16 protein-coding genes and 3 pseudogenes are annotated in these 21380 nt (G+C 56.8%); 9 read left to right on the forward strand and 10 right to left on the reverse strand.

Going from position 1 to position 21380, the window contains the following annotated elements; translation table 11 throughout:
• Positions 1 to 91: pseudogene (locus tag ACR0CG_RS21150) on the reverse strand (IS5/IS1182 family transposase); the annotation flags it as partial.
• An 18-nt stretch (positions 92 to 109) separates the two neighbouring features.
• Between ACR0CG_RS21150 and ACR0CG_RS21155 the strand changes: the two are divergent.
• Positions 110 to 772, forward strand: a pseudogene (locus ACR0CG_RS21155) (IS5 family transposase); the annotation flags it as partial.
• An 85-nt stretch (positions 773 to 857) separates the two neighbouring features.
• Positions 858 to 1016 (forward strand): annotated as a pseudogene (locus tag ACR0CG_RS21160) (IS5/IS1182 family transposase); the annotation flags it as partial.
• Positions 1017 to 1190: 174 nt separating this feature from the next.
• Here ACR0CG_RS21160 and ACR0CG_RS21165 read toward each other — a convergent pair.
• Positions 1191 to 2048, reverse strand: coding sequence for a methyltransferase domain-containing protein (locus ACR0CG_RS21165; RefSeq protein ID WP_480527346.1), 858 nt, complete (start codon positions 2046 to 2048; stop codon positions 1191 to 1193).
• A 24-nt stretch (positions 2049 to 2072) separates the two neighbouring features.
• On the reverse strand, positions 2073 to 4118 hold the full coding sequence (locus tag ACR0CG_RS21170; protein ID WP_480527347.1) for an ASKHA domain-containing protein: 2046 nt from the start codon (positions 4116 to 4118) through the stop codon (positions 2073 to 2075).
• A gap of 217 nt (positions 4119 to 4335) precedes the next feature.
• Between ACR0CG_RS21170 and guaB the strand changes: the two genes are divergently transcribed.
• The 3 genes from guaB to ACR0CG_RS21185 all read left to right on the forward strand — a co-directional run bounded on the left by guaB (position 4336) and on the right by ACR0CG_RS21185 (position 9440).
• Entirely contained in the window at positions 4336 to 5784 is a 1449-nt protein-coding gene (gene guaB, locus ACR0CG_RS21175; RefSeq protein ID WP_170614984.1) for an IMP dehydrogenase, read from the forward strand.
• Between the two features lie 95 nt (positions 5785 to 5879).
• Positions 5880 to 7052, forward strand: a complete 1173-nt coding sequence (locus tag ACR0CG_RS21180) for an RsmB/NOP family class I SAM-dependent RNA methyltransferase (protein WP_480527349.1) — start codon at positions 5880 to 5882, stop codon at positions 7050 to 7052.
• A 96-nt stretch (positions 7053 to 7148) separates the two neighbouring features.
• Positions 7149 to 9440: an ATP-binding protein gene (locus tag ACR0CG_RS21185; protein WP_480527351.1), complete on the forward strand. Its 2292-nt coding sequence runs from the start codon at positions 7149 to 7151 to the stop codon at positions 9438 to 9440.
• A gap of 5 nt (positions 9441 to 9445) precedes the next feature.
• Here the strand turns inward: ACR0CG_RS21185 and ACR0CG_RS21190 are convergent, their stop codons facing one another.
• Entirely contained in the window at positions 9446 to 10039 is a 594-nt protein-coding gene (locus ACR0CG_RS21190) for a sulfotransferase family 2 domain-containing protein (protein WP_480527353.1), read from the reverse strand.
• A gap of 192 nt (positions 10040 to 10231) precedes the next feature.
• On the opposite strand from ACR0CG_RS21190, the gene recA reads away from it, so the two are divergent.
• The 4 genes from recA to ACR0CG_RS21210 all read left to right on the forward strand — a co-directional run bounded on the left by recA (position 10232) and on the right by ACR0CG_RS21210 (position 15431).
• On the forward strand, positions 10232 to 11296 hold the full coding sequence (gene recA, locus ACR0CG_RS21195; protein WP_480527355.1) for a recombinase RecA: 1065 nt from the start codon (positions 10232 to 10234) through the stop codon (positions 11294 to 11296).
• 182 nt (positions 11297 to 11478) lie between these two features.
• Positions 11479 to 14148, forward strand: coding sequence for an alanine--tRNA ligase (alaS, locus tag ACR0CG_RS21200; protein ID WP_480527357.1), 2670 nt, complete (start codon positions 11479 to 11481; stop codon positions 14146 to 14148).
• Between the two features lies 1 nt (position 14149).
• The gene (locus tag ACR0CG_RS21205; protein WP_170805679.1) at positions 14150 to 14437 is read left to right on the forward strand and encodes a DUF1330 domain-containing protein; all 288 of its coding nucleotides are present in this window, start codon (positions 14150 to 14152) and stop codon (positions 14435 to 14437) included.
• 370 nt (positions 14438 to 14807) lie between these two features.
• Positions 14808 to 15431: a transglutaminase-like cysteine peptidase gene (locus tag ACR0CG_RS21210; protein ID WP_480527359.1), complete on the forward strand. Its 624-nt coding sequence runs from the start codon at positions 14808 to 14810 to the stop codon at positions 15429 to 15431.
• A 164-nt stretch (positions 15432 to 15595) separates the two neighbouring features.
• On the opposite strand, the gene ACR0CG_RS21215 is transcribed toward ACR0CG_RS21210, so the two are convergent.
• The 6 genes from ACR0CG_RS21215 to ACR0CG_RS21240 form a co-directional block, all read right to left on the reverse strand.
• On the reverse strand, positions 15596 to 16246 hold the full coding sequence (locus tag ACR0CG_RS21215; RefSeq protein ID WP_480527361.1) for a hypothetical protein: 651 nt from the start codon (positions 16244 to 16246) through the stop codon (positions 15596 to 15598).
• A gap of 300 nt (positions 16247 to 16546) precedes the next feature.
• Entirely contained in the window at positions 16547 to 18364 is a 1818-nt protein-coding gene (gene typA / locus ACR0CG_RS21220) for a translational GTPase TypA (protein ID WP_170614992.1), read from the reverse strand.
• A gap of 76 nt (positions 18365 to 18440) precedes the next feature.
• Entirely contained in the window at positions 18441 to 18776 is a 336-nt protein-coding gene (locus ACR0CG_RS21225; protein ID WP_321252898.1) for a DMT family transporter, read from the reverse strand.
• Between the two features lie 385 nt (positions 18777 to 19161).
• Complete coding sequence (locus ACR0CG_RS21230) at positions 19162 to 20319, reverse strand: HD domain-containing protein (protein ID WP_480527363.1); 1158 nt, start codon at positions 20317 to 20319, stop codon at positions 19162 to 19164.
• Positions 20316 to 20561 (reverse strand): hypothetical protein, encoded by a 246-nt coding sequence (locus ACR0CG_RS21235; protein ID WP_170614995.1) that lies wholly within the window; start codon positions 20559 to 20561, stop codon positions 20316 to 20318. Before ACR0CG_RS21235 ends, ACR0CG_RS21230 begins: the two co-directional genes overlap by 4 nt.
• On the reverse strand, positions 20561 to 21214 hold the full coding sequence (locus ACR0CG_RS21240; protein WP_170614996.1) for an alpha/beta hydrolase: 654 nt from the start codon (positions 21212 to 21214) through the stop codon (positions 20561 to 20563). Before ACR0CG_RS21240 ends, ACR0CG_RS21235 begins: the two co-directional genes overlap by 1 nt.
• Between the last annotated feature and the right edge of the window lie 166 nt (positions 21215 to 21380).

Raw genomic sequence — 21380 nt, forward strand, 5'->3', positions numbered from 1 at the left:
ATCGCAAACCATTGCGGTTGATCAAGATTATCCCGCTCAACACACGCCGGTCATCGACACGCGGCTTACCGTGAGACTTGGGAAAGAAGGGGTCCCACGGTAGGCATGGGTTGACGACAAGCGCGTGCTGAGTGGAATAATCCTCTTCAGTTGCAATGACCTGCGTTGGAGTGATACTCCTGCCGCTTATGACCAGCACAAGACCCCCTACAGCTAGTGGAAGCGTTGGAGTGAGAAAGGGATATTCGCGCGGATGATGGTCGGGCTGGCTTCTGAACTCGGTGAGTAACAGACCGTGATGATCGACGCGACTTATCTCAAAGCCCACCGGACAGCGACCAGCATGGCCGCAAAAAAGGGGGCGTGGACGCCTGATTGGTCGGACGAAAGGCGGCATGAATACCAAGCTGCACGCTATTTGCGATAGCCAGGGCCGGCCGCTCAACCTCTTCGTCACCGCCGGTCAGGTCAGCGATTATATCGGCGCACGGGCATTGCTGAGCAGTCTGTCAAAAGTCAAATGGTTGCCCGGGGATCGCGGCTATGACGTCGACTGGTTCCGAGAAGCTTGCAGGACAAAGGCATACGGGCTTGCATCCCCGGTCGAGAGCAACGCAAGTCACCGGTCAAATACGACAAGCGTCGCAACCGCATTGAGATCATGTTTGGCCGACACAAAGACTGGAGGTGGGTGCCAACCCGCAATGAACGCTGTCCAAAGGTCTTCTGCTCAGTCATCGCCCTCGCCGCAACCATTATCTATTGGTTTTGAGCCCCGACCCTAGTCTCTGTGCCCGTTGATTTGGTTGCAGTTTTCGCTCCGGGCAGATTCAAGCCCATGAACTTCAGGAGGCGTGATGAGCAACTTGTTTTGGCCAACCGATGAACAGATGGCTCGGTTGAAACCGTACTTTCCTAAGAGCAGTTGCAAGCTACGTGTCGATGATTGGCGTGTCCAGAGCTGGATTATCTTCATCAATCCCCATTGGTTGCAGTGGCGTAATACGCCCAAGGAATAGGGGTCGCACTAATTGGGCCATTTGTTACCACTCAACTAGAAAAGACCAGATATGTTCAAAGTTTGTTTTGCCCGTGGTGAAACACGCGGCAAAACGAAATTCAATAGTTTCTGAATCCAATAGGTTTCCGGCAGGTGTTGCGCGTTGCACCGGGTTTCGATCTTCGGACCCTCAGGCGGCCCGGCGGGCCTGGAACAGGTTTATGGCAGCAGGGATGCTGATGCCATCATCTGTGGCGAATGTCGCGAAAGCTTCGGCGACTGCGGTCCGGATCGCCTTGATATCTCCGTCTGAGGCGCCAAAATGAGAAATGACCCGCGAGGCTGGGCCGACGCGCATACACAGTGCCGCAGTTTCCTCAAGCGTGTCCGGCCCGTGAAGGAACAGGGATACGGTTTCACCGCGAATGTCGCATAGTCCGGCGCGCGACATCATATCTGTCACATGTTCGATATCGTGGAAGGCAAGGGGGCCGGGCGCATAGCGATCTACTTTTGGGGGTTGGCCAAGCTGATTTGTGGCCGCGATATAAGGCAGCTTGAACCAAGGGTTGTCCGACAATGGTCCCCATGCTGCAAACGTCATCTGCCCGCCGAGTTTCAGCGCATTTGCCATATTCGCGAAGGCGGCGACCGGGTCCTCGAAGAACATGACGCCAAAACGGGAAATCACCGCGTCCTGGATCCCTTCGGAAAACCCAAAAGTCTGGGCGTCCGCGCATTCGACCTCAACCTGCGTCAGCCCCAAATCCAAGGAACGTTCGCGCGTGCGATGTGCGAAGGGTTGTGAGAAATCGGCAGCCAGAACGCGGCCATTCCGACCGACTTCTTGCGCCGAAGCAATTGTGCTGGCACCGGTTCCGCAACCGATGTCCAACACCCGCATTCCCGGCTTCAGCGCTGCGCGTTCCAGCACAAGACCAAGAACTGGCGCAAGAAGATGGTCAAGCTGGTCCTCGTGGATCAACCATTTGGCCCCAAGAACCGATTTTCCCCAATACTCAGCTTGCTCCTCATTTGCTGTAGTCATGACGGTCCCCTGTCAATGGCCGGATTATGACCTCCGGCGGCGGCGCCGGCCAGATTTTTCGTCATCTCCGCCACCTGTGTTGAACGATGGCGATGGCAGGGTGACAACTTGCGCCAGTTCCGGGAACGGATCTGATTTGTGCGGGATCGCGTTGGCGGCGACGAAATGATCCTGGAATTTCGGCTCGATAGCGGTTTCGATCTTGGTGATTTCGCGAACAACCCGTTCGATTTCGGACCGGGATGAGATGTTGCACAATGCAATGCGCGCGCCGGTCCCGGCGGCATTACCTGCGCTGGAAACCTTTTCCAGCGGCGCATCCGGGATCATTCCCAGTACCATCGCGTGTTTGGTCGAGATATGCGCGCCAAAGGCTCCGGCCAGCACCACGCGGTCGACCTTGTCGACCTTCATTTCGTCCATCAAAAGGCGTGCACCGGCATAGAGCGCCGATTTCGCCAGTTGGATTGCCCGGATATCGCCCTGGGTTACAGTAATGCGCGGGCCGCCATCGGCACTGGCGTCGTGGATTAGGTACGAATGCGTCCGCCCTTCGGGGATGCAGCGCGGCGTGCCGGTCTGTTCGGCCGATCCGATCAGGCCGCCTTCGTCCAACAGTCCTGCAATGCGCATCTCGGCCACGGCCTCGATGATGCCGGAGCCGCAAATGCCGGTGATTCCGGTTGTGGCAACATCCAGATCGAAACCGTCTTCGTCGGACCATTTTTCCGATCCAATGATCCGAAAGCGCGGCTCCTTTGTGGCGGGATCGATTTCAATGCGTTCGATGGCTCCGGGGGCGGCGCGCTGGCCGGAACTGATCTGGGCACCCTCAAAAGCAGGACCTGTCGGCGACGAGCAGGCCAGAACGCGGCTGGTGTTGCCCAACAGGATTTCCGCATTGGTGCCGACATCCACGATCAGGACCAGATCTTCGGATTTGCCGGGTTCTTCCGATAAAGCGACCGCAGCGCAATCCGCGCCTACATGGCCTGCGATACAAGGCAGGATATAGACCTGCGCGCGCGGGTTCATGTTGGTCAGATCCATCTGGCGAGCGGGCAGGGACATGCTTTCGGATGTGGCCAGTGCGAACGGCGCCTGTCCCAGTTCGACCGGATCAAGGCCAAGCAGCAGGTGGTGCATGACCGGGTTGCAGACAAACACGGTTTCCACGATCAGGGCCGCGTCGATCCCGGCCTCGTCCGCGATCGAGGTAGTCAGGTCATTGATCGCCTCACGCACGGCTTTCGTCATCTCCCGATCGCCGCCGGGGTTCATCATTGAATAGGAAACCCGGCTCATCAGGTCTTCGCCAAAACGTATCTGAGGGTTCATCAGGCCCGAGGACGCCTTGACCTCGCCCGTTTCCAGATCGGTCAGGTGCGCGGCGATTGTGGTCGAACCCAGGTCGATGGCAAGGCCGTAAAGGCCGCTTTCGTGCAGACCCGGCCAGATTTCGACGATACGCGCGACGCTATCGTTGTGGCCCTTGTGGACGGCGACCGTGACTTCCCACTTTCCCTTGCGCAGCACAGGCTGAAGCTTGGACATCAGCGACAGGTCCGCCGTCACGGCGTCGATCTTCCACTGTTCACGCAGGGCCCGTTCCAACCGCTCCAGATCGCCGGTGGGCGAGTGCATGTCCGGTTCCTCGACCACCACAAAATACAGGCGCGTCGCAGGGTCCATTGTGATGGCGCGGGCGGCGGCTGCCTTGCGAACAACCTGACGGTGGACCTGGCTTTCGGGTGGGACATCAATCACCACATCGCCCTGGACCGATGCCTGGCACCCCAGACGGCGACCGGGTTTCAGGCCACGCTTGTCGTCATAGCGTTGCTCGACCGCGTTCCATTCGCTTAGCGCGCCGTCGGACACGGTGACGCCGTGCTTGGGAAACTCACCATAGCTGGGTGTGATCTGGCATTTGGAACAGATGCCACGCCCGCCGCAGACCGAATCGAGGTCCACACCCAACTGGCGGGCCGCTGTCAGGATCGGAGTGCCAACGGGGAAATGCCCGCGTTTGCCCGATGGGGTAAAGACGACAAGTGGGTCGGTGGTCATGGAAGGCCTGCCTTTTTGTATTCGCGCGTATGCCGGGCAAGATATGAGTTTGCGCGCAAAGGGAAAGGGCATTCAGCGGCACGTTTTGCGCAGCTTGCGTCGTTTTTTACCAGACCGCCCGCCAACCGGGGCAAACTATTGGCACGCGGGGCTTTCCCTTGGGCTGAATCCGTGCAATAGGGTCGCCGTCAAACGGGGTTTTGCATGGGGTTAGCAAATGCAGATTCGTGAGGCACTCACCTTTGACGATGTTCTTCTGGTTCCGGGGGCATCCAGTGTCCTTCCTGCGACGGCGGATACAACCACGCGTGTGACGCGCAACATCAGCATGAACATCCCATTGCTCAGTTCGGCCATGGACACCGTGACCGAGGCGCGTATGGCCATTGCAATGGCACAGGCGGGCGGAATTGGCGTCATTCACAAGAACCTGTCAGTCGAGGAACAGTCCCGCGAGGTTCGGCGTGTCAAACGGTTTGAATCCGGCATCGTGTACAACCCCGTAACCCTGCGGGCGGATCAGACGCTTGCGGACGCCAAGGCGTTGGTCCAGCGCTACAATTTCACCGGATTTCCGGTAGTCGATGGCGATGGCCGCGTTGTTGGTATCGTGACCAACCGCGACATGCGGTTTGCCACTTCCGAGGACACTCCGATTCACATGATGATGACATCGGACAATCTGGCCATGCTGAAAGAGCCTGCGGACCTGGAAGAGGCCAAGAGCCTTATGCGTGCGCGCCGGATCGAGAAGCTTCTGGTTGTTGATGGCAGTGGCAAGCTGACGGGTCTTCTGACACTGAAAGACACCGAGCAGGCCGTTCTGAACCCCACGGCGTGCAAGGATCATCTGGGTCGCTTGCGGGTTGCAGCCGCAACCTCGGTCGGAGATGCGGGTTTCGAGCGTTCTGGAGAGCTGATTGACTCGGGCGCGGACATCATCGTCGTAGATACGGCGCATGGGCATTCACAGGGCGTTCTTGATGCCGTAAAGCGCGTCAAGGCCCTGTCGAATGAAGTCCAGATTATCGCGGGAAATGTCGCGACAGGTGAGGCAACCAAGGCACTGATCGACGCGGGGGCCGATGCCATCAAGGTTGGGATCGGTCCGGGGTCGATCTGCACGACACGGATGGTCGCAGGGGTCGGTGTGCCGCAGTTGACGGCCATCATGGATTGTGCCGCCGCCGCTGGCGAGGTTCCGGTGATCGCAGATGGCGGTATCAAGTTTTCCGGCGATTTCGCAAAGGCGATTGCAGCCGGCGCATCCTGCGCCATGGTCGGTTCGATGATTGCAGGTACCGACGAAAGCCCCGGCGAGGTGATCCTTTATCAGGGACGCTCTTTCAAATCCTATCGGGGGATGGGCAGCCTTGGTGCAATGGCACGTGGTTCAGCCGACCGGTATTTCCAGAAGGACGCCGCCAACGACAAGCTGGTGCCTGAAGGGATCGAAGGGCAGGTGCCCTACAAAGGGTCGGCCAGCGCTGTCGTGCATCAGCTTGTGGGCGGGCTGCGTGCCGCAATGGGCTATACCGGATGTGCTTCGGTTGAAGAAATGCGTCGCAACTGCACCTTTGTGAAAATTACTGGCGCGGGGCTGAAGGAAAGCCACGTTCACGACGTCCAGATCACGCGTGAAAGCCCGAATTATCGCGTTATGTAATTGCGATGGTTCAACAAGTGGCGCCCTTTACCGGGCGCCGTTTTGGTTTTTACGATGATCTGTTCCGACCATTCGTTTGACGACGGAGTTGCCTTATGACCCCTGCCGCCCGCATTCAGGCCGCCATCGAAATACTGGATGAGATTCTGGATGGCGCACCGGTCGAAAAAGCATTGACCGGATGGGCCCGGCGCAGCAGGTTTGCAGGCTCGAAAGATCGGGCAGGGGTGCGGGATCACGTGTTTGACGGCCTGCGCTGCAAGCGCTCGTTTTCGGCACTGGGCGGATCTGAAACCGGTCGGGGTCTGATGATCGGGTCGGCGCGTGCCAAGGGCGAGGATATCGCCGGGTTGTTTTCGGGCGCACGACATGCACCGCCCCCTGTTGCCGAACACGAGACAAGCCGGGGTTTCTCCTCCAAAGCGGAGGAGTTTGACATCCCGGAATGGCTTTGGCCAAGGTTCAGCGCGTCTTTGGGTGAGGATGCAATTCCTGCCGCCCACGCCCTGCAGTCCCGGGCCCCCGTTCAATTGCGTGTTAATCTGGTCAAGTCCGATGTGACTGAGGCTGTTCGAGTGCTTGAGTCGGACGACATCCTGACCAGACCGCACCCGGCCTGCGACACTGCGCTTGAGGTGATCGAGGGTGCCCGCAGAATCTCGCAAAGCCGGGCGTTTGCGTCCGGGATGGTCGAATTGCAGGATGCCGCGAGTCAGGCAGTCGCCGCATCGATCGACCTTGAACCCGGAATGCGCGTGCTGGACTATTGCGCAGGCGGCGGGGGAAAAGCACTGGCATTGGCGGCCCGGCCCGGAGTTCAGGTTTTTGCCCATGATATCAATGAAGCCCGGATGCAGGATATTCCAACACGGGCAGAACGGGCAGGGGTCAACGTCGAGCGACTGTCCGCTGACGACATCCTGCGGCAAGCCCCATTTGACGTCGTCTTGGCGGACGCGCCATGTTCCGGCAGCGGATCTTGGCGCAGGGCACCGGCTGGAAAATGGGCGTTGACCGAAGCAAAGTTGCAGGATCTTTGCGTCATTCAAGCACAAATACTCGAGCAGATTTCACAACTGACCCATTCAGGCGGGCTGCTGGCTTATGCGACGTGTTCTATGCTTGTCGACGAAAACGAGGCAATTGTGAACGCGTTTCAGACAATGCACCCGGATTGGCGCCTAGCGTTTCAGAAGTCATGGCAGGTGACACACGGAACTGATGGGTTTTTTACGGCACACTTGACGCGACAAGAAACGGAGCATTAACAACCTAAACGAGAGAGTCCTGCATTGATGTTATGTTAAGCGGGAATTAACCGTATTGGGTCCGTCATACTCGGTATCCAACATTCCGAGTCGTTTATGTCTGACACCACTGAGTTTTTTCCTGATCCTTCCGTTCGTCACACACCTTACGTATCGCGCCTGTTGGCGCTGGCCTTGGTTGCGCTGGGATTGTGCTTTGCACCGTTTCTGAATGCGGTTCCGTCTGAATGGTCGATTGGGCTGATTGTTGTTGGCGGATCTTTGGCAGCTGCTGGAAGTATTGTCGTGTTTCGCGGGCAGTTGGCGGACAGGTGCGCAAGAAACGCAAAATCCGTTATGGCGGCGTTTGTTGAAAAGGACTTGTCCCCATGTCTTATCGCGGACAGTCAGGGTAATATTCAGATCATCAACCAGGCAGCCGTCAGGCGGTTTGGGGCAACGCAGGGGCAGCGTCTCGACCATTGTCTTCGATCTGTCTTTGCCAACCCCGCAGCACTCTTGTTGCGGCTGCAATCGAAGGTCGCCCAAAATGGCCGTGCGCGCGAGGATGCCGTGACGCTGGGTTCGACCATCCCTGTCAGCGTTTTTGGCTTTGGCAATGGGTTGTACTGTTGGCGGTTCGGATTGGACGAAAGTTCGCGTTGGGAAGGTTTGGATATTCCAGTTCTGACGGAAGGTAGAAACGGATCCGTTCTGCAAGCCAATAGCGCTGCGCAGGCACTGTTGGGGGGACAACCCGAAACGTTGGATCAGGCCATTGCCGGTGACGTTCCTGAGCCGGGCAGCATTCTGCAAATCAAGACAGGTGAGGGCGCTGTCCCTGGAACGTTTGTTCAGATTTCGCGATCGGGTATGGTGCGCGATTTTGCCCTAGTGCCGCTGAAAATCGCGCCCGAAAGCCGAACACGGATGACATTCTCGGATTTGCCTGTGCCGGTTCTTTGTCTCTCTCCTGACGGATGCATTCTTGAAGCCAACATATTGGCCAACAAACTGATCGGAGATATTGAGCCCGGTGTGACCAATGTCGTCGCAATCATGCAGGGGCTGGGGCAGCCGGTTCCCGATTGGCTGTCACGCACGGTCGCCGGTGAGGATGGCCCGCGTTCCGAGTTCCTGAAACTGACGCGGAAGGACAAGGATATCTTTATCCAGGTTACACTTAGCCGTGTCCTGCATGAAGGGCAGGTTTGCCTGATTGCGGTTCTGAACGACGCGACCGAACTGAAGACGCTTGAAGCCCAGTTTGTGCAGGGGCAAAAAATGCAGGCGGTCGGACAATTGGCCGGTGGCGTTGCGCATGATTTCAACAACCTTCTGACGGCGATCTCGGGTCACTGTGACTTGCTGTTACTGAGGCACGATCAGAATGATCCGAACTACGGTGATCTTGTTCAGATCAACCAGAACGCCAATCGCGCTGCGGCGCTTGTCAGCCAGTTGTTGGCATTTTCCCGCAAACAAACCCTCAGACCCGAAGCGTTGGATCTGCGCGACACGATTTCCGATCTCATCCATCTTCTGAACCGTCTTGTCGGGGAAAAAATCCGATTGACGCTCAGCCATGATCCGGTGCTCAAGCCAGTTCGGGCGGACAAGCGGCAGCTTGAGCAGGTGTTTATGAACCTGGTTGTCAATGCGCGGGACGCGATGCCTGAAGGCGGGGAAATTCGAATTGAAACCGAGGTCATCGAGATGGCCCAGCCGCTTAGGCGGGACCGGGCGACCGTTCCGCCGGGCGAGTATGTGACGGTCAAGGTGATCGACAGCGGTGTCGGAATTGCAGCGGACAAGCTGCAAAAGGTTTTTGAGCCGTTTTACACAACCAAAAGAACTGGCGAGGGCACCGGATTGGGCCTGTCGACTGTTTACGGAATCGTAAAACAGACCGGCGGCTTCATCTTTGTCGACAGCGCGCAGGGCTTCGGAACCGAGTTCACTGTATTTCTACCGGTGTCGGTTGCCCCGGCTGAGCCAGTGCCATCGCAGCAGGAAAGTCGGGTTCCGCAAAATGCAAAACAGGGTGACGGTGTTGTCTTGCTGGTCGAGGACGAAGCGCCCGTTCGAGCTTTTGCCACACGCGCATTGAGGTTGAAGGGGTACAAGGTGCTTGAAGCGGATTCCGGCGAAGAGGCTTTGCGCCTGCTCGAAGATTCCACTCTGAAAGTCGACGCATTCGTAACTGATGTCGTCATGCCGGGGTTGGACGGGCCGACATGGGTGCGCAAAGCGATGGAAACCCGGCCCGATGTCAGCGTGATCTTCATGTCAGGTTATACCGAAGGCGCGTTCAGCGGTTCAGGTCCCGAAATCGCCAGATCGACCTTCCTGCCCAAGCCGTTTTCGTTGAATCAGTTGACTGAAGCGGTCTTCCAGCAACTGAATTGAACGACTTAGAGCGCGGAGTCATGCAGGGCGAACTCGGCGCCATGTATGTTGCGGAACTTCTGTTCGGTTTCTTCTGGCAAGGCCAAGTCGCCAGGAGGAGATACGTTCTCCCACTGCAGATCAATTTTGACGTTCAGATGGTCCTGAAGAAAGTCCAGAATTTTGTCTTGATGCTCGTATTTGAAAACGTGACGTGCGCCGAAACCATTGCTGCGGGTGCGAAAGAACTGGGTTTGAGTGCCGACATCCGCAAACTCAGGTCGCGGGGTCTGCATGTAGGCTTGAACGAACTCATCAAAAGTCAGGCCACGTGTTGAGTGCGCGTGACCAACGCGGTCCTGACGGCTGCGAAACCTGTACCAGCTACCCAGCCAATCAATGGGTTCGCGTACAACGGCCATGATTTCCATCTCGGTATCGTACACTTTACGAAAAATGTTCTGAAAAAAGCGATCGTACCGGCGAACGGGCGCATGCTTGAGTTCAGGCGGACCAGCGACGACGATATCCGCGTGCTCCCGGAGGGCGGTGTGATAGGCGGTGCTGCCGGTTTTGGGGACCGACAAAAAAGCCAGTCGTTCCTTATAAAAAACAATCATTTACCTGCGTCCTTCTCACGTTCGGCTTTGACGCAGATTGGCGTAAACGGATCTTTAACACAATTCCGGAACAGTGAGTTACATAAGTTTTTGTTGAAATGTTCTACTTTTGGTCCCATAAGGAACAAGAGGCGAACAAAGCAGCGATTGCCGCCCGTTCAAGGGTGTGACAAAAGGGAAAGCGACAGGACAATGGCGGATCTTCTGACGATGAGCGACAAGAAAAACGCAGACAAGCAAAAGGCGCTGGACAGCGCACTGGCCCAGATCGAACGCCAGTTCGGCAAAGGGTCGATCATGAAGCTGGGCGAAGACGCCAGGCAGGACATCGAAGCAAGCTCAACCGGATCGCTGGGATTGGACATCGCGTTGGGTATTGGCGGTCTTCCGATGGGCCGGATCGTGGAAATCTACGGCCCGGAAAGCTCGGGCAAGACCACGCTGACCCTTCACTGCATTGCCGAACAGCAAAAGCGCGGTGGTGTCTGTGCGTTTGTGGATGCCGAACACGCGCTGGATCCGCAATATGCCCGTAAGCTGGGCGTCGACCTTGATGAATTGCTGATCTCGCAGCCTGACACCGGTGAGCAGGCACTTGAGATCACCGATACGCTGGTGCGATCAGGGGCCGTGAACATGGTTGTCGTCGATTCGGTTGCGGCACTGACGCCGAAATCGGAACTCGAAGGCGACATGGGCGACAGTAGTGTCGGCGTGCAGGCCCGTCTGATGAGCCAGGCAATGCGCAAACTGACCGGCTCGATCAGCCGTTCGAAGTGCATGGTGATCTTCATCAACCAGATTCGGATGAAGATCGGCGTCATGTTTGGCAGCCCGGAAACCACCACTGGTGGTAACGCGCTGAAATTCTACAGCTCGGTCCGTCTGGATATTCGCCGTATCGGCGCGATCAAGGATCGTGACGAAGTGGTCGGTAACCAGACCCGCGTGAAAGTCGTGAAGAACAAGGTGGCGCCGCCCTTCAAGCAGGTTGAATTCGACATCATGTATGGCGAAGGCATCAGCAAGATGGGTGAGTTGCTGGACCTCGGCGTCAAAGCCGGCGTGGTCGAAAAGTCGGGTTCGTGGTTCAGCTATGGCGACGAAAGGATCGGGCAGGGCCGAGAAAACGCCAAGCAGTTCCTGCGTGACAACGCCCGCGTGGCGCTGGATATCGAGGATAAGATACGCGCGGCTCACGGTCTGGATTTCGAATTGCCCCCCAATGCGGACGAGGATGATATTCTCGAAGCGTAATCGTCGCGCCGAAGCGAACGACAGAAATCCCACGGTTCCTTTCAGAAGGATGTAGAAAGCACGGAACAGGGCGGTCCTCCAGGGTCGTCTTGTTTCGTTCCGCCAAACCAATGCTGTGGACACTGCGAGGGCACGGGGCTAAACCTTCGCAGACCAAGATGATTGCGCGCTGAGAGAGCCTTATGCCCACGCTGAACGATATCCGATCCACCTTCCTGAACTACTTTGCAAAACAGGGGCACGAAGTGGTGGCATCCAGCCCGCTGGTCCCACGAAACGACCCGACACTGATGTTTGTCAACTCGGGCATGGTGCAGTTCAAAAACCTGTTCACCGGAGTTGAAACTCGCGACTATCAGCGTGCTACAACTGCGCAGAAATGTGTGCGTGCGGGCGGCAAGCACAACGATCTGGACAATGTGGGATACACCGCGCGGCATCACACGTTCTTTGAGATGCTTGGGAATTTTTCATTCGGCGATTACTTCAAGAATGATGCAATCCCGTTTGCATGGGAGTTGATCACCAAGGAGTTCGGGATCGACAAAAGCCGTTTGCTGACCACGGTGTATCACACCGACGACGAGGCGTTTGAGATTTGGAAAAAGGTCGGAGTGCCCGAAGACCGGATAATCCGCATCGCAACCAACGACAACTTCTGGCAGATGGGGCCGACTGGCCCGTGCGGCCCGTGCACCGAGATTTTCTATGATCATGGCGATCATATCTGGGGCGGTCCTCCGGGTTCGGCCGAGGAAGATGGCGACCGGTTCATCGAAATCTGGAACATCGTTTTCATGCAGAACGAACAGTTCGAAGATGGCTCGATGGTGGAGCTCGACATGCAGTCGATCGACACGGGCATGGGGCTGGAACGGATTGGTGCGCTTCTGCAGGGCAGCCACGACAACTATGACACCGACTTGTTCAAGACGCTGATCGAAGCTTCTGCTGAGGCAACCGGCGTGGATCCGTACGGTGATCAGAACGTGCATCACCGCGTTATCGCGGATCACCTGCGGTCAACCTCGTTCCTGATTGCCGATGGCGTAATGCCTTCAAACGACGGGCGTGGTTATGTTCTGCGTCGAATTATGCGCCGGGCCATGCGGCATGCCCATCTGCTGGGTGCCAAGGACCCGGTTATGCACCGCCTTGTGCCTACGCTGGTCCAACTGATGGGCGCGCAATACACCGAACTGGGGCAGGCGCAATCGCTGATCGAGGAATCTTTGCTGCTTGAAGAAACCCGTTTCAAGCAAACTCTGGACCGCGGATTGAAGTTGCTGGATGACGAGATGTCCGGACTGCCTGAAGGCGCGCCGCTGCCGGGGGATGCCGCGTTCAAACTGTATGACACCTATGGCTTTCCACTGGACCTGACTCAGGACGCGCTGCGCGAAAAGGGTCGGACAGTCGATACCGACGGTTTCGATGCGGCCATGGCCGAACAGAAGGCCAAGGCGCGCGCCGCCTGGGCCGGGTCCGGAGAATCGGCGGATCAGGCTGTGTGGTTCGATGTTCTCGATGCTGCCGGGGCTACGGATTTTCTGGGATACGATACCGAAAAGGCCGAAGGTCAGATCGCCGCGCTGATTGTTGATGGTTCTTTGGTCGACAAAATCGGGCAGGGCGGCAGCGGCTGGGTCGTTGTGAACCAGACGCCGTTCTATGGCGAAGCCGGTGGTCAGATCGGCGACACAGGCGAAATTCGCCGTCTGGAAGACCGCGATGATGTGGCGTTGGTCGAAGACACCAGAAAATTTGCCGACGGCAAAGTTTACGCCCACAAGGTGACCGTGGATCAAGGTACGCTTTCCAAGGGCGACGCAGTCGAACTTGAGGTCGATCACGTCCGCCGCACGGCCATTCGCGCGAACCATTCGGCCACGCACCTATTGCACGAGGCCTTGCGCGAAACGCTGGGCGATCATGTGGCGCAGCGCGGCTCGCTTAACGCAGCGGATCGGCTGCGGTTCGACTTCAGCCATTCCAAGGCTCTGACACTGGAAGAGGTTAAGAAAGTCGAACGAGAGGTGAATGATTTCATTCGCCAGAACTCGGCCGTCGAAACTCGGATCATGACGCCCGACGATGCGCGCGAACTTGGCGCGCAGGCATTGTTCGGCGAAAAGTATGGCGATGAAGTCCGCGTGGTGTCGATGGGCAAGGCGCCGACTGGCAAAGGCAGCGACGGGGAAACCTGGTCGATCGAGCTGTGTGGTGGAACGCATGTGCGCCAGACTGGGGACATCGGCACATTCGTTGTGCTTGGTGACAGTGCCAGTAGTGCGGGTGTACGCCGGATCGAAGCCCTGACCGGGGATGAAGCGTTTCGATATCTGTCGGCACAGGATCACCGCGTCGCCCAGATCGCTTTGGAACTGAAGGCCCAACCTGACGATGTAGTGGGACGCGTGAAGTCCCTGCTGGATGAACGAAAGTCCTTGCAAAATGAGGTCGCTCAGTTGCGCCGTGATCTTGCCATGGCTGGTCCGTCGACCGGCGGTGGCGCGGAGGCCAAACAGGTGAACGGTGTCAAATTCCTGGCTCAGGCCTTGAGCGGCGTTTCCGGAAAAGATCTTCCGTCGCTGATCGACGAACACAAAAGCCGCCTCGGGTCAGGGGCGGTGTTGCTGATTGCCGACGCCGGCGGCAAGGCGGCCGTCGCGGCGGGTGTCACGCCAGATCTGACGGATCGGGTCTCCGCAGTCGACTTGGTGCGGGCTGCCGTGGCTGAACTGGGCGGAAAGGGCGGCGGTGGCCGTCCGGATATGGCGCAGGGCGGAGGCAAGGACGCCTCGAATTCGGATGCGGCGATCAAGGCTGCGGAACAGGTATTGGGAGGATAAAATGGCTGCACTCTGGATTGCGCACGTAACAGTGACTGATGCCGAGGCATATGGAAAATACGCCGAGTTGGCCGGGCCAGCCATCGCCAAGCACGGGGGTGAGTTCATCGCCCGTGCTGCGCGTTACGTTCAACTGGAAGGCAAAGAGCGGCCGCGCAACGTTGTCGCCCGCTTCCCGTCACTAGAAGCAGCGGTCGAGTGCTACAACTCGGACGACTACCAGCAAGCGCTGAATCATGCCCGTGAGGCGAGCGAACGCGAGCTGGTTGTGGTTGAAATCACTGAGTAACTGTCAGTTTACAAAGCTCGTCTTGTAGATTTCTTTGGGATACGGCGACAGATCGGCAATCTTTAGCCTATGTCACAATCCATTTTAGAAGCGCGGCCCGTCTATATGGGTTGCAATTTTTTATTAACTATAACAATATCTTACGCAAACTGGATCGTACAATCTTGAAGGTTTCGCGCCGCAATTATGACCGCGCCATCCAACTTCTAGCGCGAAAAAGTCAGATTGAAGATCGAATTTTCGCCCTTTTTTCCGTCCAATTTTTTAAAGTGATTGCCCAAGCTGGGATGTTCGCAGGTCGTTTCCCATGACGGAGTGCGGCCCTGTTTAATGCGCGATCGTGCAAAAAACACAGGATTGGGGTGTAGGAATGTCTTTATTTATTGCACTGGCGAAGCGCTTCCGCACCAGAGTTTTCCCAATATCGGCGTGCGTCGCTACCGTTTGCGTCTTGAGCATCTGCACGATTGCCTCGGCACCGTCAGCACACGCATCCGAGGGAGGCTTTATTCCAAGTGTTGCATCTTCACCGCCACCTTCCGGCGCCATCAACCTTTGCAATCAATACAATTGGGCCTGTGTAGGAAAACGATCTGTATCCATGTCCAGCCAACAGGAATTGAAGGTTGTGGAGCAGGTTAATCGGCGCGTGAATAACTCGACCCGCGAAGTGACCGATCAGTCCCAGTATAACACCCGCGAGAGATGGGCACTGCCAACGGCAAGAGGCGGTGATTGTGAAGACTTCGCCCTGCTGAAGAAAAGAGATTTGATCCACGCAGGGGTAGATCCAAGCAAACTGTTAATCGCTACAGTATTGGACAGGCGCCGGGGGCCGCATGCAGTTCTGGTTTATCGCTCAGCCAACGGCGATTTAGTTTTGGACAACCTCACAAACCGGATCAAGCACTGGACAGCGACGCGGTACCTTTTTCTTCGCATGCAGGACCCAAAACGACCTAGCCACTGGGTGGGTGTTTACGGTCATAGCTGAGCCCAACGCACCTTATTTGAGTTGCTGAGACACGTTGCATGGGTACAAATTCTTTGCACCCATGTTTTTCAGGCAGGTTTCAAAACACGAAGAGCTACGTGTGCGCTGCTAAATGAGCTATCTAGGATCAAATCCGGACGTCTGACCGCAACTTCCGTGATCCCTCACGTTGGCTCTTCTTCACCGCCTGGTTCTTCACCACCCGGCTCCTCGCCACCCGGCTCCTCGCCACCCGGCTCCTCGCCACCCGGCTCCTCGCCACCCGGCTCCTCGCCACCTGGCTCTTCACCACCTGGCTGCTCGCCACCGGGCTGTTCACCACCGGGCTGCTCGCCACCTGGCTGTTCACCACCTGGCTGCTCGCCACCGGGCTGTTCACCGCCGGGCTGTTCACCACCGGGAGTTCCTCCTCCTGTGGTTTCTGGACCACCACTTGGACCGGTCGCTTCAACTCCGCCGCCCGAGTTTTCTCCGCCGGGAGTACCGGTATCGCGGTTCTCATCTGGGTGACCGTCCCCGGATCTTTGATTTGAGGTTCCGGTAGACGCTGTTGGAAAATCCGTAAGCAGTGCAGCCAGAGGCGCACACTCAGCGCCAAGTCGTGCCAGGATCTTGTCGAAATCGGCGCGACGTTGGACATAACGTATCATTCTACTCGTAACCGCATCACATTCGCACAAGACTTGAGATGATGCGCCGGACTGGCGCGCAGTTTTGACATCGCACACACCGGCAGCGAAAGACTCGTCAGCCGAAACGACGAAGAAAGCAGTCGCCACGAGGTAAGTCGGAAAGGTACGGGACAGGGTTCCCATTTTGTACTCCTTGGTACTTTTTACTCAACCATGCCGATCATATGCACCGTCTAGTTCAAGGCGCGTATGAAGAGCATCACACAATTGACGCAAATACACCTTGATAATAACCAAACCACAAGATGTAGTTTGGGAGAGTGACTTCGAATTAGTACAATTTAAGGGAGAGGCGCTATTCTTTTCAAAGGAAACCGGGCAATTTGCCCAGGTTTCCGCTTTCTAGTTTTAATCTTTATTGGAAGCAAATATGCCACACAATCGCCATTGTTTCCGTTTCGGACATGCACAGTCTGCAGTTGATCAGGCTGATTTTGCCATACGTTTACGCTCATGCGGGTCCAGAAAACGCTTGCGCAGGCGGACCGCGTTGGGTGTGACTTCGACCAGTTCGTCATCGTCGATATAGGCAATCGCCTCTTCCAGAGAAAACTGTACATGCGGCGTCAGACGCACGGCGTCGTCCGAACCGCTGGCACGCACGTTGGTCAGCTTCTTGCCTTTCAGAGGGTTCACTTCCAGATCGTTGTCGCGCGAATGTTCACCGATCACCATGCCCTGATACACGTCGGTCTGAGGGGCAACGAACATGCGGCCACGCTCTTCAAGGTTCCACAGTGCATAGGCGACTGCCTGGCCGTTTTCCATTGAGATCAGAACACCGGCACGCCGGCCGGGGATAGGGCCTTTGTGTGCCGCCCAACCATGGAAGACGCGGTTCAAAACGCCGGTTCCACGCGTGTCGGTCAGGAATTCGCCATGATACCCGATGAGACCACGAGAGGGCACATGGGCAATGATGCGGGTTTTGCCTGCACCAGCAGGGCGCATCTCGACCAGTTCACCTTTGCGTGCACCTGTTACCTTTTCGATTACGGCTCCGGAGTATTCGTCATCCACATCGATGGTGACTTCTTCAACCGGCTCAAGCCGTTGTCCGTTTTCCTCGCGGAAAAGAACCTGCGGGCGTGAGATGCTGAGTTCGAACCCTTCACGTCGCATGTTCTCAATCAGAACGCCCATCTGCAATTCGCCGCGGCCTGCGACCTCGAATGCTTCGCCGCCGGGCGTGTCGGTGACGCGAATGGCAACGTTGGACTCGGCTTCTTTCATAAGACGGTCCCGGATCACCCGAGACTGGACCTTTTTCCCGTCGCGTCCGGCAAGCGGAGAATCGTTGATCCCGAAGGTCACTGTGATGGTCGGCGGGTCGATCGGTTGCGCGGGCAGGGCCTCGTCAACCTGAGGCGACACAAGCGAGTCCGCCACGGTGGCCTTGCTCATACCTGCGATGGTGACAATGTCGCCGGCTTCGGCCACATCGATCGGCTGCTGGCTCAGGCCGCGGAAGGCGAGAATTTTGGACGCGCGGAAGTTCTCGATCAATTTACCGTCCCGGCTGAGCGCCTTGAGGCTGTCGCCCGCCTTCAGGGTGCCACTTTCCACGCGACCGGTCAGGATGCGGCCGATGAAGGGGTCGCTGCCCAATGTGGTGGCGAGCATGCGGAAGGGTTCGTTTTTCTTCTCTGCCTGCTTTGGGGCAGGGACGTGATCAACGATAAGATCGAACAGGGCGGTCAGGTCCTTGCGCGGCCCATCCAGTTCCATGTCGGCCCAGCCCGAACGGCCCGAGGCATACATGGCCGGGAAATCCAGCTGATCATCGTCGGCACCAAGGTTAGCAAACAGGTCGAAGCACTCATCCAGAGCCCGGTCAGGTTCCGCATCCGGCTTATCAACCTTGTTCAGAACCACAATGGGACGCAGTCCCAGCGCCAGCGCCTTGGAGGTCACGAATTTGGTCTGCGGCATCGGTCCTTCGGCAGCGTCAACCAGCAAGACGACGCCATCCACCATGCTGAGGATACGCTCAACCTCGCCACCGAAATCGGCGTGGCCCGGGGTGTCGACGATGTTGATGCGCGTGCCTTTCCATTCGACCGAGGTTGCTTTGGCCAGAATGGTGATGCCACGTTCGCGTTCCAGATCGTTGCTGTCCATGGCGCGTTCGGCTACGGCCTGGTTTTCCCGGAAAGCACCGGATTGTTTGAGCAGCTCATCCACCAGGGTCGTCTTGCCGTGGTCAACGTGAGCGATGATTGCGATATTGCGCAGGTCCATGAGAGGTCAGCCTTTGAACTGGAAGTTGTCGCGCGCATAACGCGGCGCGACAAAATATACCAGCCCTAACGCGCGTTCAGTGGCCTGCGGTCTTGGAAAACAGATGAATGATCAGGATTCCGGATAGAATAAAGGTCAATCCGATCACGGCTGGCCAGTCCAGCCTTTGTCCGAACACGACAAATCCAATGATCGCGATCAAAAATATTCCAAGCCCGGACCAGATTGCGTAAACGACGCCAACCGGCATGAATTTCAGTGTCAGTGCCATGAAGTAAAAGGCGAACCCATAGCCCACAACAACCAGAACCGACGGCCAGAAGCGTGTAAACTGCTGGCTGGCCTGCAATGCTGTGGTTCCGATCGTCTCGGACAAAACGGCTACAAGAAGGAACAGATAGGCTTTGGGCAATGGAGAAGTCTCACAACGAATGTTCAGGTGTGCTTGAGCATAAAAACTTGTCAAACGGCAAGAATTTTCTGTCATGCGGGGCAACGACAGTAGACGTCGGAAGGTGACCAAAGGTCAGGATTACCAGACTATTTGCAGAAGTCTGAATGTGATATGTCAGCTTTTGTATTAAGTTTAGTAGTTTGAAGAGTTTGTCATGACGAATTTTGCAAGAACCGTCATTATTTTATCGGTGTTGGTAGCGGCGCTAGGGTGGCTTGCAGACGGGGGGTCCGTCGACAATGATGCAGCCCAGGTTGTTGAACGGTTAAAGGGTACACAGGTTTAAGTGTCCGCGAAACGCCAGAAAAAGGGGCTTCTGCCCCTTTTTCTATTTGATGCGCCCTTATCCGGCCGTAACTTCGAAAAACTCGGCTATTCTGGGTCTGAGCCAGCCCCACAGCCGCGGAGCCCCGCGTTGAATGGGAACGCCCACCCGCTTTTCGATTTGCCCAAAAGTGACGTTGTAGTCGGCCCAGGTGCCGCCTTGGGTTTCCAGATTTCCAACAGGTGCCTGAAATCGGTCAACCGCTTTTGCGAACTGGGCGTCCGGGCTTTGCGCCGCTTCAAATTCTCGCCACAATGAATGGAACATTTGTCGTTGTGTCGCTGGCAAAAGTCCGAACAGACGTTCGGCTGCGGCTTCTTCCTCGGCGGCCTGCACGGCGTGATCGACCTGCCCGTGGATCGGGTGATCACCGGCATCGATTTCGACGATGTCATGCAGCAACAGCATGCGCAGAACCCGATCGATTGACACAGATGGATTCGAGTATTCCGAAAGGACCCAGGCATAGAGCATGATGTGCCAGGAATGCTCGGCCGAGTTTTCGAACCTTGGATCGTACAAAAGACGCGACGCACGGTATACGGTTTTCAACTGATCCGTTTCGGTCAGAAATGGCAGTCGGTCCCAGAAAGGATCGGTTTCTTCCAGGTCTGTGCCGTCCAGCATTGCCCGGGACCGTCGGTACGCAAAAGGAAATGCGGTTTCGAGATAGGCAGCGCGGCCGCCATCCAGATTGTCCTGCACAACGGTCAGGTGTTCGGGATCAGGATTTGGTGCGCAGAGCACTTGAAACATCGGCTGGCACCGATCAAGGATTTTGGCGAAACGGGCATCAGGTGTCGCATCGGCCTCGAACTCTGCCCAAAGGGACAGGAACTCCGAGGCCTGATCGAACGGTAGCAAGCCAAAAAGCGTTTCGGCGGCAGCCCGTTCTGCCTGCTCCACCGCTGACCAATCTGTCGCCAGATGGATCGGATGATCGCCAACGATGATTTCGACCAGATCGTGCAGCAGAAGCATTCGGATGACGCGATCAATATCGACATCATCCTCAGCCAAGGGCGCCATCACCAAAGCCCACAACGCCAGATGCCAGCTGTGTTCCGCTGAGTTTTCGTGCCGGGACTGATCCAGCAGTGTATTTGCCCGATCAACTGATTTCAGCCTGTCCGCTTGTTTCAGAAACGCGATCTGTGCGGACAGTCTGTCAGTCATTGTTTTTCAATAGCCTTGAGTTTCGAGCGATGTGCGGACAGGTGTTTGACCAGGAATTGCCGCGCCTTGCGCTCGGCCATGCGAACCCGGATTTCGGTCAGGAACGCCTCTTCCAATGATTGGGAAGCCGCCGCAAGAACCTCGCCGACTTCCACAAAGAACCGGTCATTGCCGGTTTCATCCATAACCTTCAACGTATCTTCGGCCAGCCTTGCCGCCAGAGTGCCGATGGTATCCGACATCAGCGGGTGTTCTCGGTCAGGCGGCGCTTTACATAGTCGGTTGTGGTGTCGATCAGCGTATCCATATGGCGGTCCTGGAAGAAGTGGTCTGCGCCTTCCACCTCGGTATGCGTGATGGTGATACCTTTTTGTTCGTGCAGCTTGCTGACAAGCGAAGTGGTATCGGCCGGCGGCGCGACCCTGTCCGAGGTGCCGTTGATGATCAGGCCCGAAGACGGGCAGGGCGCCAGGAATGAAAAGTCATACATGTTTGCCGGGGGCGACACGCTGATGAAACCGGTGATTTCCGGGCGACGCATCAGCAGTTGCATTCCGATCCATGCGCCGAATGAAAACCCAGCAACCCAGCAATGCTTGGAGTTGTTGTTCATCGATTGCAGGTAATCCAGCGCGGATGCCGCATCGCTCAGTTCACCCACGCCCTGATCGTATTCACCCTGGCTGCGGCCCACGCCGCGGAAATTGAACCGCAACACGGTGAAGCCCATGTTATAGAACGCGTAATGCAGGTTGTAGACCACCTTGTTGTTCATGGTCCCGCCAAATTGAGGATGCGGGTGCAACACGATGGCGATCGGTGCGTCTTTTTCCTTTTGCGGGTGGTAGCGGCCTTCCAGGCGGCCTTCTGGTCCGGGAAAGATCACCTCGGGCATATGTGCTTTAGTCCTGTCTTTGTACTACTGGCGGCCGGAAATACTTGACGGTTATCGTCGGACACCTTAGAACGGTTCTAATTACGTTGCATTGCGTATGACGCTGCCTGACGGAGATACGCATTGGTAGCGGCGGCGTCAATGATTTCGCACTGAACTTGCCACG

It is taken from the genome of Ruegeria sp. AB8 (genome assembly GCF_056542605.1).

Coding starts and splice junctions, on each gene's coding strand:
- ACR0CG_RS21165 (WP_480527346.1), bottom strand. CDS start 2,048: ATGACTACAGCAAATGAGGAGCAAGCTGAGTATTGGGGAAAATCGGTT.
- ACR0CG_RS21235 (WP_170614995.1), bottom strand. CDS start 20,561: ATGTCGGATACCATCGGCACTCTGGCGGCAAGGCTGGCCGAAGATACG.
- ACR0CG_RS21205 (WP_170805679.1), top strand. CDS start 14,150: ATGGCTGCACTCTGGATTGCGCACGTAACAGTGACTGATGCCGAGGCA.
- alaS (WP_480527357.1), top strand. CDS start 11,479: ATGCCCACGCTGAACGATATCCGATCCACCTTCCTGAACTACTTTGCA.
- typA (WP_170614992.1), bottom strand. CDS start 18,364: ATGGACCTGCGCAATATCGCAATCATCGCTCACGTTGACCACGGCAAG.
- recA (WP_480527355.1), top strand. CDS start 10,232: ATGGCGGATCTTCTGACGATGAGCGACAAGAAAAACGCAGACAAGCAA.
- ACR0CG_RS21190 (WP_480527353.1), bottom strand. CDS start 10,039: ATGATTGTTTTTTATAAGGAACGACTGGCTTTTTTGTCGGTCCCCAAA.
- ACR0CG_RS21210 (WP_480527359.1), top strand. CDS start 14,808: ATGTCTTTATTTATTGCACTGGCGAAGCGCTTCCGCACCAGAGTTTTC.
- ACR0CG_RS21240 (WP_170614996.1), bottom strand. CDS start 21,214: ATGCCCGAGGTGATCTTTCCCGGACCAGAAGGCCGCCTGGAAGGCCGC.
- ACR0CG_RS21215 (WP_480527361.1), bottom strand. CDS start 16,246: ATGGGAACCCTGTCCCGTACCTTTCCGACTTACCTCGTGGCGACTGCT.
- ACR0CG_RS21230 (WP_480527363.1), bottom strand. CDS start 20,319: ATGACTGACAGACTGTCCGCACAGATCGCGTTTCTGAAACAAGCGGAC.
- ACR0CG_RS21185 (WP_480527351.1), top strand. CDS start 7,149: ATGTCTGACACCACTGAGTTTTTTCCTGATCCTTCCGTTCGTCACACA.
- ACR0CG_RS21180 (WP_480527349.1), top strand. CDS start 5,880: ATGACCCCTGCCGCCCGCATTCAGGCCGCCATCGAAATACTGGATGAG.
- guaB (WP_170614984.1), top strand. CDS start 4,336: ATGCAGATTCGTGAGGCACTCACCTTTGACGATGTTCTTCTGGTTCCG.
- ACR0CG_RS21170 (WP_480527347.1), bottom strand. CDS start 4,118: ATGACCACCGACCCACTTGTCGTCTTTACCCCATCGGGCAAACGCGGG.